This window comes from Flavobacterium terrae (genome assembly GCF_900142035.1).
Taxonomy (GTDB): domain Bacteria; phylum Bacteroidota; class Bacteroidia; order Flavobacteriales; family Flavobacteriaceae; genus Flavobacterium; species Flavobacterium terrae.
Map to the genome: position 1 here is coordinate 716057 of NZ_FQZI01000002.1, position 12876 is coordinate 728932.

The 12876-nt window shown below is 32.2% G+C and carries 11 protein-coding genes and 2 tRNA genes; 5 read left to right on the forward strand and 8 right to left on the reverse strand.

Going from position 1 to position 12876, the window contains the following annotated elements:
• Position 1 precedes the first annotated feature (1 nt).
• The 5 genes from BUC09_RS07580 to BUC09_RS07600 form a co-directional block, all read right to left on the reverse strand.
• Positions 2-361 carry a Sec-independent protein translocase subunit TatA/TatB gene (locus BUC09_RS07580; RefSeq protein WP_073310214.1) on the reverse strand — a complete coding sequence of 120 codons (360 nt, stop codon included), beginning with the start codon at positions 359-361 and terminating at the stop codon, positions 2-4.
• A 40-nt stretch (positions 362-401) separates the two neighbouring features.
• Positions 402-2663: a M1 family metallopeptidase gene (locus BUC09_RS07585; RefSeq protein WP_073310216.1), complete on the reverse strand. Its 2262-nt coding sequence runs from the start codon at positions 2661-2663 to the stop codon at positions 402-404.
• Between the two features lie 61 nt (positions 2664-2724).
• The gene (locus tag BUC09_RS07590; RefSeq protein ID WP_073310218.1) at positions 2725-3228 is read right to left on the reverse strand and encodes a DUF6702 family protein; all 504 of its coding nucleotides are present in this window, start codon (positions 3226-3228) and stop codon (positions 2725-2727) included.
• Between the two features lie 12 nt (positions 3229-3240).
• Entirely contained in the window at positions 3241-3978 is a 738-nt protein-coding gene (locus BUC09_RS07595; protein WP_073310220.1) for a peptidase associated/transthyretin-like domain-containing protein, read from the reverse strand.
• Positions 3968-4666: a hypothetical protein gene (locus BUC09_RS07600; RefSeq protein ID WP_073310222.1), complete on the reverse strand. Its 699-nt coding sequence runs from the start codon at positions 4664-4666 to the stop codon at positions 3968-3970. The genes BUC09_RS07595 and BUC09_RS07600 overlap by 11 nt, the downstream gene beginning before the upstream one ends.
• Before the next feature lie 110 nt (positions 4667-4776).
• Here BUC09_RS07600 and pepE point away from each other — a divergent pair, with 110 nt between their 5' ends.
• The gene (gene pepE, locus BUC09_RS07605; RefSeq protein ID WP_073310224.1) at positions 4777-5481 is read left to right on the forward strand and encodes a dipeptidase PepE; all 705 of its coding nucleotides are present in this window, start codon (positions 4777-4779) and stop codon (positions 5479-5481) included.
• A 104-nt stretch (positions 5482-5585) separates the two neighbouring features.
• On the opposite strand, the gene BUC09_RS07610 is transcribed toward pepE, so the two are convergent.
• Positions 5586-5658 (reverse strand) — tRNA-Gly (locus BUC09_RS07610).
• A gap of 35 nt (positions 5659-5693) precedes the next feature.
• Positions 5694-5766, reverse strand: a tRNA-Gly gene (locus BUC09_RS07615).
• A gap of 145 nt (positions 5767-5911) precedes the next feature.
• On the opposite strand from BUC09_RS07615, the gene BUC09_RS07620 reads away from it, so the two are divergent.
• Both BUC09_RS07620 and BUC09_RS07625 read left to right on the forward strand, forming a co-directional pair.
• Positions 5912-6349, forward strand: a complete 438-nt coding sequence (locus BUC09_RS07620; RefSeq protein ID WP_073310226.1) for a GNAT family N-acetyltransferase — start codon at positions 5912-5914, stop codon at positions 6347-6349.
• 3 nt (positions 6350-6352) lie between these two features.
• Positions 6353-7897, forward strand: a complete 1545-nt coding sequence (locus BUC09_RS07625; RefSeq protein ID WP_073310228.1) for a L,D-transpeptidase family protein — start codon at positions 6353-6355, stop codon at positions 7895-7897.
• On the opposite strand, the gene BUC09_RS07630 is transcribed toward BUC09_RS07625, so the two are convergent.
• Positions 7835-8560 carry a murein L,D-transpeptidase catalytic domain family protein gene (locus BUC09_RS07630; RefSeq protein WP_073310230.1) on the reverse strand — a complete coding sequence of 242 codons (726 nt, stop codon included), beginning with the start codon at positions 8558-8560 and terminating at the stop codon, positions 7835-7837. The genes BUC09_RS07625 and BUC09_RS07630 overlap by 63 nt on opposite strands.
• A 203-nt stretch (positions 8561-8763) precedes the next feature.
• Between BUC09_RS07630 and BUC09_RS07635 the strand changes: the two genes are divergently transcribed.
• Together BUC09_RS07635 and gpmI are read left to right on the forward strand one after the other, a co-directional pair.
• Positions 8764-11244 (forward strand): DUF5916 domain-containing protein, encoded by a 2481-nt coding sequence (locus BUC09_RS07635; protein ID WP_084127136.1) that lies wholly within the window; start codon positions 8764-8766, stop codon positions 11242-11244.
• A gap of 113 nt (positions 11245-11357) precedes the next feature.
• The gene (gpmI, locus tag BUC09_RS07640; protein ID WP_073310232.1) at positions 11358-12875 is read left to right on the forward strand and encodes a 2,3-bisphosphoglycerate-independent phosphoglycerate mutase; all 1518 of its coding nucleotides are present in this window, start codon (positions 11358-11360) and stop codon (positions 12873-12875) included.
• Position 12876 lies beyond the last annotated feature (1 nt).

Genomic DNA, 12876 nt, shown 5'->3' on the forward strand with positions numbered 1-12876 from the left:
GTTACATTTGGCGTTTAATAGGACCAGTTAGGTCATCAAAATTTTCTTTGACTTCGTTAATTTCTTTAGAGATATCAAGGGGATTATTATCTCCTGTTATTTTTGCTGTTTCATCATCAACCATTTTATTAAAGCCTTGTTTAACTTGCTCTACTTCGGCATTAAAATCTCTTGTAAGACTTCCTATTTCATGATTATCAGCACTTTTTTGTATCTCAGATTTTATTTCATTAGTTGCATTTTTTAATTGCGCCATTCCTTTTCCTAAAGTTCGTGCAATGTCAGGAATCTTTTCAGATCCAAATAGCATCAATGCTATAAAAATGACTAAAATTAATTCTCCTCCGCCAATACCAAACATAATCTTATATTCTAAAATTTATTTTACAAAGTTACAAAGTTTAATTTTTAGATTCATCAAACTTAGAAGCAACTTCTTGTTTAGGCCATGCATTATTTGCAACATCAATATCTGCTGTTTCTTCTTTTGGATCAACCATAATCTTTTTGATTATTTTATTAGTCGCAAAAGTTCTTGAAACTTCAGCATCATTTTTTGTCCAAATTTGAGCGGGGAATTTATGATTTTCTGTCGTTCCGTCTTCAAAAGTAAGTTCAACAATAATTGGCATTACTAAACCTCCCGGTTTATTAAATGTTACTTGATAGAAATATTTAGGTGATTGTAATTTTGATTTTTCATCAGCAGTGAAAGTTTTCTCTACATACTCATCTAACGTTTTTACATCTTTTACGTTTAATGGCTTACTCATTTCTTGCTTCATATCAGCACTGCTACCATCAATCATATAAACCATTGGTCCAGAATTTCTAAATCGATTACGTCTAGTTGCTTGTTGTGCTTGAAATCCAGCAGGCGCTTCATTACTCACAAAGAATTGTTTAACTTCTTTAATTCCAATATCTGTATAATCTGTAGTATAGAACCACCCTCTCCAAAACCAATCTAAATCAACTCCTGAAGCATCTTCCATTGTTCTAAAGAAATCTTCTGGTGTTGGGTGCTTAAATTTCCAACGATTTGCGTATGTTTTGAAAGCATAATCAAATAATTCACGTCCCATAATTGTCTCACGCAAAATATTTAATCCTGCTGCAGGTTTTCCATAAGCGTTATTCCCAAATTGGGTAATACTTTCTGAGTTAGACATAATTGGTTCTAACCAACTTTGATCACCACTCATGTAAGGAACTATCAATTTAGCAGGACCTCGATCTACAGGGAAAGTAGACTCCCATTCGATTTCAGCAAGATACTCCATAAAAGTATTTAATCCTTCATCCATCCATGTCCATTGACGCTCGTCTGAATTCACAATCATTGGGAAGAAATTATGACCAACTTCATGAATGATAACTCCTAACATTCCATACTTGACTCTATCAGAATATTTTCCATCTTTTTCAGGACGTCCAAAATTCCAACAAATCATAGGATACTCCATTCCTTGATCTTGTGCATTTACAGAAACAGCTTTTGGATAAGGATAATCGAAAGTTCTTGATGAATAACTTTTTAATGTATGTGCTACTGCTCTAGTTGAATATTGTTCCCAAAGTGGGTTTCCTTCTTTAGGATAAACCGAAGTTGCCATCACTGTTTTACCTCCAAGCTTTACTGCCATTGCATCATGGATAAATTTTCTAGAAGTAGAAATCCCAAAATCACGAACATTTTCGGCTTTAAATTTCCAAGTTTTCTTTTTATCTGAAAATCCTTTTTCTGAAACCATTGCTTCGTCCTGAGTAACAATGATTACAGGTTTATCGAAAGATTGTTGAGCTTGCTCATATCTTTTAACTTGCGCTGCAGTAAACACTTCGCTTCTATTCATTAGTGTACCTGTAGCTTCCATAATATGATCTGAAGGAACGGTAATATTTACTTCAAAATTTCCGAAAGGAAGTGCAAATTCTCCTTGCCCCCAAAATTGCATATTTTGCCATCCTTCAACATCATTATAAACAGCCATTCTTGGATAGAATTGAGCTAAAACATACAAACGATTTCCGTCTTCAAATTGTTCATATCCAGAACGTCCACCATCAACCATATAGTTTCCAATATTGTACCACCATTTAATAGAGAAAGTAAACTTTTGCCCGTGAGCTAGAGGTTTATCAAGGTTAATACGCATCATCGTTTCATTTACAGTATATGAAACTGGCGCGCCTTTTACATCTTTAACATAATCTATCTTAAATCCGCCATCGAATTTTTCTTCAAGGTAAGTTCTTGAAAACCCTCTAGCACTAATTGCTGAATCTACTCTATTATTTTGAACCAGAGGAGTTTTTGAAGTTTTAGCAAAAAGATTTTGATCTAATTGAACCCATAAATAATCTAAAGATTCTTTAGCATTATTAGTGTAAGTTACTGTTTCAACGCCATAAAGTCTTGCGTTCTTGTCATCAAGCTCAATATCGATTTTATAATCTGCTTGTTGTTGATAATACTCAGGACCTGGAGCTCCAGAAGCTGTACGATACATGTTTGGCGTAGCCATTAAATCATACATTTGTCTGAATTTATTTGTATCCTCGTGCCCTTGTTGCTTTACTTTTGGGCTTTCTTGTTGAGTTTGTGCAAACGCATTAATACTTAACGCAAGAGCTACTACGAATAGATTAAAATTTTTCATACGGAAACCTTAATTTGAGGTGCTAAATGTAGCTTATTTTTCAATCACGAATAAAAAGACACTAAACTTTTAACATTCCTTTTACATTTTCTGAAGTAAAAAGAAAGCTTTGCTTTTTTTCATAGATTTTTGTGTGTACAATATTTTGTTGCTCATTAGTAAAATCCAATAATACTGTGTTCTGAATTTCTAAGGTTTTTATCTTTGAAACGTCTTTAACATTATAATAGCAAATAAGAACATTCCCCTCCATTTCTTTGCTTAAAAAATTTACAACTTTAGTTTGTCCATTCACTTTAAGCACAAAGTTTTCTGCTAAATATTTTTTCATTAAGGCAACATCATCAACAGATTCACTTGCTTCTCCCAATAATGTTCTTTTTTTGTATTTTTCTTTAAGAATTGAATTTAAATCATCAACAAAAATTCGAGAGGTAATTTGAATCATCTTTTTGTCTTGCGCATAATTCACTTGATAAATCGCTACATAAAATTTATGTGCTGCAAACGACATTATTGATGCAAAAAACATCATTAAAAACAATATACGAAGGATTTTTTTCATGCTATAAAAGTATTAATTCTTTTCTGGAAAAGTCATTTTCTTGAAATCAACAGCAATTTCACCTAACAAAAATGTAGCCAGAGTTTTATTTTTTGAATCAATAGCATTTAATAAATCGACTTTGTCTAAGGCAAATATTTTAAACCCTTCGATATAATCTGTTGGAATTTTGAGTTTTTGAGAATAAAAATCGTTGTCAAACCATAAATCCAATTTTTCAATCTGTTTTTCTTTCTTTTCAACCGCTAATTCTTTTTTCAACATTTTAGTACGTCCACTAATTTGATTTATCAATCCGTCTAAAGGCATACCTCCTAAAGGAATTAATAGTGGACTATACCATTTTAGCTTTTCAGCAGTTCTTAACCTTCTTTCTGCAGGAGTATACTCTTTTACGTTTTTAGAAACAATCCCCAATGATTTCGTGGTGAATTTATTTACTTCAATTTCATCTAACTGATTGATTTTTGCCTTAACTTTTATAATCAAGGGGCTTTGTTTAAAAGAATTATCGTTCAGTTTGATTTCAATACCTTCTATTAATTGAGAAGAAACAACCAGAACATCATTTGGTTTAGCTTCAATAATAAATTCTCCTTGAGCATTAGTTATTGTATTTATTTTTAATGATGAATTAACTACATAAATACCTTCTAAATTAGCAATATCAGAAACCAATTTTCCTTTTAAACCATTTTGAGCAAAACTCATTTGAGTAAATAAAAAAAGTAGCAGTAGTTTAATTCTCATTCTGTATTTCTTTAAACTTGAAAGCCAGTTCAACTAACTTAAATTTCAAATTACCATAATTTTTGTCTTTAAGTAATTTAGCAATTTCCATATCCTCGGATGCAAAAATTAAAAATCCATTAAGGTTTTCTTTCGCTATTTTTAACGTTGTCAGGAAAAAATCTTCTGTAAGAACCCTAAGTAGCTTTTCATGATTCAACTCATACTTTTCGACCTCAACAATTTTTTTTAACATCTTTTTTTGGCCACTAATTAAATTATAAATCATCCCGACCGGCCCTCCTGTACTGGCAGATCTAAGCCTTCTCTCTGCAACAGTATACTCTTTCACATTTTTACCAATAATACCTAAAGATTTTGCCGAAATTCTACTGATTTGAATCTCATCTAATTCATTAGCTTTAGAAAGCGCCTCAATAATCAATGGATTCATTTTAAAAGAATTTTGATTCAAAACAATTTCTAAACCTTCTAATTTTGGTGATGAAATAATCAAAACATCACCGGGTTTTGCTTCTATTAAAAACAACCCTTTAGCATCAGTAACCGTATCTTTCTTAGTCGTAAAATTAAAAACAATAACATCTTTAACATCCAAAATATCAGAAATTATCTTTCCTTTCAACTCACATTGAGAAAAACCCAATTGAGAAAAACCAACCAATAAAAAGGCTAATAGATGCTTCATAATTTAATTTATGTGGTAAAAATAGAAGTGTTGTCTGCCAATTTATTATTAATGACTTGGTAATTTTTTGTTAATTATAATTTTTAAATTTGGACTTCAATTACATTAAAATGAAAAAAGTTTTACTTGCAAGTACATCTACTTTATACGGAGGTGGCTATTTAGAATATTTACTTCCAACGCTCAAAAAACATTTTGAAAACGTAAACACCCTGTTATTCATCCCCTATGCAAGACCAAGTGGAATTTCACATGAAGAATACACGATGAAGGTTGGCGAAGCATTTTCTAAAATAAACATTAACGTTAGAGGGTTACATGAATTTGAAAATCCAGAAAAAGCAATTCAAGAAGCTGAAGCTATATTCACTGGTGGCGGTAATACGTTTTTGTTAGTTTCGGAACTATACAATAACAACTTAATGGATGTTTTAAAAAAAGTTATAAATGATGGGACTCCATACCTTGGCACAAGTGCCGGAAGCAACATTGGCGGTAAAACCATGAATACTACTAATGACATGCCTATTATACTTCCTAAAAGCTTTGACACTTTAGGAATACTAAATTTTAACTTAAATCCACATTACTTGGATCCTCTTGAAGGATCAACTCATATGGGAGAGACTCGAGAGACAAGAATTAATGAATTCCACAAACAAAGTTCAATTCCAGTTTTAGGATTGCGAGAAGGTAGTTGGTTAGAAATTTATGACAATAATGTTATTATAAGAGGTGAATTAACCGCAAGATTATTTAGACAAAATGAATTTCCTGTCGAAATGTCTCCTGGTGAGAATTTAAATTTCATATAAATAAAAAGCCTCAAAAATGATTTTGAGGCTTTTTTATTTGAAGCAAAGCTTCAGAATTTTGCACAGTAAAATAAAAAATCCCAAACAAAGCTTGGGATTTTTAGAGCGGAAGACGAGGCTCGAACTCGCGACAACCAGCTTGGAAGGCTGGAGCTCTACCAACTGAGCTACTTCCGCAGGTGATAATTTTTAAAACTTTATCTTGTTTTTAGAGCGGAAGACGAGGCTCGAACTCGCGACAACCAGCTTGGAAGGCTGGAGCTCTACCAACTGAGCTACTTCCGCATTTGTGGGTGCAAATATAAATAATAACTTTTCTTTAATGCAAACTTTTTTGAAAAAAAATTTCCGATAAAATGAATAAAAAAATCGAGCAAGCACAATAGCCTTTTTACAATAATGATATAAATAACATTAAATTTGCCTTTCCATGATACAAATCAAGTCAATACAGTCTACTCAGACACACATCGTTCGCCATCCTGTTTTAAGGCCAGGAAAACCAATAAGCACATGTATTTTTGATGGAGATGATTTACCTAGCACAAAACACTTTGGCTTGTATACAAATACAGATTTAATAGGTGTAATTTCGGTTTTTGAAAATAAAAATCTTATTTTTAGTGAATCTAATCAATTACAAATCAGAGGAATGGCTATTCTTCAAGACCACCAAGGAAAAGGTTACGGAAGATTATTAGTCAATGAAATCGAAAATTATGCAAAAAGCGCAAACACTAATCTTATATGGTTTAATGCGAGAGAAAGTGCTGCAAAATTTTACAAAATTTTAGGATATCAGATTTCTGGCTCACTTTTTGACATTGAAGGAGTCGGATTACATTATGTAATGTATAAACAAATCTAACCCATGAAGTATTTAAGTATTATTTTTTTTTGTTTATTCCTATATGTAGGCTGCGGAAATGCAGGCCCTAAAAGCACTGATGAATATATTGATGACGCTTTAAAAAATGAGGAAATCCAAGAAGGATGGGGAGTAAAAGAAAATAGAATCAGTCTCATTGAAGCCATAAAAAATTCAGAAAATGAAGGATTACTTCCTGAAGATTACCAATACAGTAAACTTATTGAACTTGAACAAAAACTTGACTCATTACCTGAAATCAAAGATGAATATCACGAATTACTAACTACATCATACATAAAATATCTATCGGATCTAAAAAACGGAAAAATAAATCCAAGAGAAATATACAATGATTGGGATATTGAAAAAAAAGAAATTCAACCAGACTCAATTCTTTCGATAGCACTTCAAAAAAATAAAATAGATAGTACTCTTGAAAGCCATAAGCCAACTCATTTTATTTACAAGAACCTAAAAAAAGCTCTATCTCTTTTAAAATCAATGCCAGAAGAAAACTTCGACACGATTGCTACTAAAGAAAAATTTAAACTCAACACTAAGAGCGAAATCATAGCAAAAATCAAAGAAAGATTACGTTATTGGGGTGACTTAAACAAAGACGATACTTTGGCAAATACTACTTACAATACTGATTTAAAAAATGCAGTAATTAAGTTCCAAAATAGACATGGCTTAGAAGCCGACGGAGCCATTGGTGCTTTGACCCTAAAAGCTCTAAATATTAGCAAAGAGACCAGAAAACAACAAATAATTACAAATCTTGAAAGATGGAGATGGTATCCTTCTGATTTAGGCAATAGCTACTTAGGAGTAAACATTCCTAATTATTATTTGTTTGTAGTAGACAATAAAGACACGATTAACAAATACCGTGTAGTTGTGGGGACACCAAAAAGAAAGTCTCCAATTTTATCTTCAAAAATTTCCAATATTGTTTTCAATCCAACTTGGACCGTTCCTCCAACAATCATTAAAGAAGATTTAGTGCCAGATGCGACTAAAAGTAGAGGCTATTTTTCTAGAACTAGAATAAAAATTTTTAATTATAAAAATCAAGAAATATCTCCAAATGATTGGAAGCCTGAAGATGCTAACAAATATCGATATGTTCAGGAACCTGGATACAATAATTCATTAGGAGTAGTTAAAATAAACTTTCCAAACAATCATTTAGTATACATGCACGATACAAATCATCGTGATTATTTTGTATACAATTACCGTGCTTTAAGTTCTGGCTGTGTTCGTATCGAAAAACCACTTCCGCTGGCAGAATATCTACTAAAGAACCCTAAAAGATATTCATCTGTAAAAATTGACACGATCGTGAAAACTAAAAAAACACAAGCTGTAAAAGTTGATTGTGATTTTAAAGTTCACTTTCAATATTTTACAGCTTGGTATAAGAAAGGTCAGTTACAATTTCGTAATGATGTTTACCGACTTGATTCTGATTTATATTTAAGATTGACTAACCAATTTAGTAGTGATGTCGTAAGCTCTGCTCGGGTGATAGATAAATAAGCAAGACTTACCTTTTATAGTTTGGATTATTTCATTTTTTAAACCTTCAGGAATTGCAGGACAACCTTGACTTCTTCCTAAATAACCTTGAGTTCTTAAAATCGATGGGTTTGCATAACCTGCTCCATGAACAACAACTGCTCTTGCTCTTGCATTACAATTAATTCCTCTTTCTTGACCATCTAATTTTAATGACAAACCGTGCTTGCCTTGATAAGTCTCTCCAGTAGTGTAAAAACCTAAACTACTTTTATTAGAATTCATTTCATTAGAAAAACTATTTGCAAATTCTCCACCTGATTTCATTCCGTGAGAAACAACAGAATTATATAAAACCTTATTAGAAACAAGATCTATAACCCATAATCTTTTTTTAGTAGAAGACAAACTAAAATCAATAACAGTAATGATATCTTTTTCAATAAGTCCTTTTTCTTTCAAAGCATAAAAGCCTTGTAATGCTTTTTGAAAACATGTTAATTGAGGCAATGAAAAGTTATTAGCATCTAAAGAGCTATAGATCATTTCAATCTTAGCAGACAATGTTACTGCATTATTTGATGCAAGTAATTTAGGGTCAGTTTCAGTTTTAGTAGTATTCGTAGCTTTTGGGGCAAAAGACATTAAGAATAACAAAATAAGGGGCAGAATTCTGTAAATCATTGATTATCTTTTATTTGTGTTGTTTTTCATTGAGGACAAATATTAGTAAAAAAAAAATACCATCCAAATTTTTTTGCACTTTATCGATGAAATTTAACACTTCATCGATTTTTTAAAAACCAAAAAAATAGTTAAACTATTCTTAAATAAAGGGCTCAGCTACAGTTTCTTGTTAAATTTGATAAATCAAATAAACGAACAGTATGTTTCATAAAATAACAACTTATTGCACATTGTTATGCTCTAGTTTCGTGTTTAGTCAAAATGCCTCATCAACAGAATTGACAAGTGAAAACCAAAAAAAACACCTTTCAACAGAAAAAAAGAAGTTAAGTGCATCTCGAACATCCGAAAAAATCACTTTAGATGGTATTATGGATGAATCTGTATGGCAAAGTGCCGAAATAGCGAAAGACTTCATAATGCATAACCCTGATAATGGAAAACCTTTAGCCCATGAAAAAAGAACTGAAGTTAGAGTTCTTTATGATAATGATGCTATATATGTAGGCGCAATGATGTATGACGATGAACCCCAAAAAATAATGAGGGAAATCACTCAAAGAGATGATGATGGTTCTACAGATTTCTTTGGCGTAAGTGTCAACGGTTATAATGACGGACAACAAGAATTTAGATTTTTAGTTACTGCAGCTGGAGTACAATGGGATGCAAATGCTAATTCAACAACAGGAGAAGACACTTCTTGGGATGCCATTTGGGAAAGCAATGTAAAAGTTACTGATCAAGGATGGTGTGCAGAAATTAAACTGCCCTACTCTGCCCTTCGCTTTTCAAAAGATAAAGATAAAATCTGGGGAATTCAGTTTTTTAGACAATTACGCAGATACAGACAATTATATACCTGGAACTATGTCGACAACAATAAAGGCTCTTTTGAACAACAATCAGGAATATTAGAAGGGATTAAAGACATTAATACACCAACTCGATTATTCTTTTTCCCATACGCATCAGTTTATGAAAACAGTAACAAAATAAATGGTTCAAAAACAGAATTAAAATTAGGAATGGATATTAAATATGGTATAAGTGATGCATTTACTTTAGATGCTATATTGGTGCCTGACTTTGGCCAAACTGCATTTGACAATCAAATTCTAAACCTTGGTCCATTCGAACAACAATTAAATGAAAACAGACCATTCTTTACTGAAGGAACAGATTTATTCAACAAAGGAAATTTATTTTATTCAAGACGTATTGGAGGAAGACCATCACTTAGAGGTGGAAAAGTAAACCAAATAAAAGGTGAAGACGAAATAATAGAAAGCAAATATCCTGAAAGAATCAATTTACTTAATGCAATAAAAATATCTGGAAGAACTAAACAAGGCTTAGGAATAGGATTTCTTAATGCGATTACAGAAAAAGCATCTATTACAATGCTTGACACAGTAACACAGCAAAGAAGAAAACAAATAGTCGAACCTCTATCTAACTACAACATCATTACATTAGATCAGCGATTCAACAAAAACTCCTCGGTTACATTTATAAACACTAATGTAACTCGAAATGGAGAATTTAGAGATGCTAATGTTTCAGCATTGGTTTTTGATCTAAACACTAAAAAAAACACCTACAATCTTTCTGGAGATTTTAAATACAGCAAAGTAAACGAGTTTAGAGATGACCCTAACAAAGAAGGAGTTAACACCTCACTTAGTTTTGGTGAAACAAGCGGAAAAGTTAGATTTAGTGTTACTGGTAATTATGTTACTAAGAAATTTGATAATAATGATTTAGGCATAAATTTTCAAACAAACTTCCTTGGCACTTATGGAAATATAAATTACAGAATTTTAAAACCTAATAGTATCCTCAATTCATTCAACACTAACATGAATGTCAATGCTCAATTTGAAAATACTACTGGAAAATTACAAGCTGGAAATATTAATTTTAATTTCAATGCTACTTCAAAAGACAATGATGGTTTTGGCGGAGGTCTATTCTTAAGACCAAGAAAAGTATTCGACTTTTATATGCCTCAAACCGAAGGTCGCTATGTAAGACTTCCAGAATACTATGAAACATGGTTGTATTTTTCATCAAATTACAATAAAAAATTTGCATTAGATTTTAATCCTTGGGTGGGAACAACATCAGAACTAAATAGATATAGTTATGGTTTCGATTTAAGCCCTCGTTATCGTTTTAGCAACAAAATATCGATGGTATTAGGGTATAACTATTATAAAGAAGCAAACACCATTGGACTATACGATAATAGCTCTGATATCATTTTCGAAAAAAGACACGTAACAACCTCAACCCTTTCTTTACGAAGTAAAATAGCAATCAACAACAAAATGACAATCAATATTAATTCAAGATATTATTGGAGTTATGTTGAAAGCAAAGACTTTAAGAAATTACAAGATGATGGAAGCTTAAGTTATACTAATTATAGCGATTTAGGAAGTCAAGATTTTAGCTCATGGAATTTAGACTGTTCCTACTCATGGTGGATTGCTCCTGGTAGTCAACTAAATATTTTATACAGAAACAATTCGGCAAATTTTAACGGAGGATTATCAAGAATAGACAAAGATTTCTCAAGAAACTTCAACGGTTTATGGGACGATAACTTAAGTCATACCTTCTCGGTAAGTCTTCGTTATTTTTTAGACTTCAACCGAGTAAAAAACTGGATATAATTTTCTATTTTTGGAGCTATTTCCTGCTATACGCTTTATCTTTTTGTGGTTATGTCGAGAACCTCAACAACCACAAAAAGGATATCGCTGCTATCAGGGCTAAACAATTTAATATGAACAAAAAAGTAATTTTAATGATACTTGATGGATGGGGAAAATCACCAGATCCAAAAGTATCAGCAATAGACAATGCTAATACTCCATTTATAGATAGTTTATATACAAAATTTCCCAACGCAACTCTTCGCACAGATGGACTAAACGTAGGTTTACCTGAAGGTCAAATGGGAAATAGCGAAGTAGGTCATATGAATTTAGGTGCTGGCAGAATTGTATATCAAGATCTTGCTAAAATAAATCTAGCCGTACAAAACAAAACCCTAAATCAAGAAAAAGTATTAAACGATGCTTTTACTTATGCAAAGCAAAATAACAAACCTGTTCACTTTTTAGGATTAGTATCGGATGGTGGAGTACATTCCCACACAGATCACTTAAAAGGATTGTTAGATTCGGCACAAGATTTTGGATTAAACAATGTATTTATTCATGCTTTTACAGACGGTCGCGATGTTGACCCAAAATCTGGTATAAATCATATTGAGGATCTTGATAGCTATTGTCAAAAATCATCTGCAAAAATAGCATCCATTGTTGGTCGTTATTACGCCATGGACAGAGACAAACGTTGGGAGCGCGTAAAAAAAGCTTATGACTTAGTTGTCAATGGTATTGGGACTCAAGCAACAAATGCTAAACAAAGTATCCTTCATAGTTACAACAACAATATTACAGACGAATTTATCGAACCAGTAGTTATTGTAGACGAAAACAACAAACCAATTTCTACTATTCAAAATGGCGATGTCGTTATTTTCTTTAATTTTCGTACCGATAGAGGTCGTGAGTTAACAGAAGTACTATCTCAAAATGACATGCATGAGCAAAACATGCACAAACTAGATTTGTACTATGTTACAATGACTAATTATGACGACACTTATAATAATGTTCATGTAATTTATGACAAAGACAATATCACCGAAACTTTAGGAGAAATTGTTTCAAAAGCAGGTAAAAAACAAATTCGTATTGCCGAAACTGAAAAATACCCACATGTCACTTTCTTCTTCTCTGGTGGTAGAGAAGAACCTTTTGAGGGTGAGACTAGAATTTTAAGAAATTCTCCAAAAGTAGCAACTTACGATTTACAACCTGAAATGAGTGCTTTCGAATTAAAAGATGCTCTTGTATCTGAATTAAAAAAAGGTGAAGTTGATTTTGTTTGTTTAAACTTTGCTAACGGAGATATGGTGGGTCATACCGGCGACATGCAAGCAGCCATAAAAGCTTGTGAAGCTGTTGATCAATGTGTAAAAGAAGTTGTAACAACTGCACTAGAAAAAGACTACACAACATTACTAATTGCTGACCATGGAAATTGTGATACTATGGTAAATCCAGACGGAACTCCCAATACTGCGCACACTACAAATCCTGTTCCTTTAATTTTAATAGATAAAGAATTGAAAAACATAAAAGATGGAGTTTTAGGAGATATTGCGCCAACAATACTTGAATTAATGGGGATTGCGAAGCCTGAAGCTATGCCACAACATTCACTTTTATAAT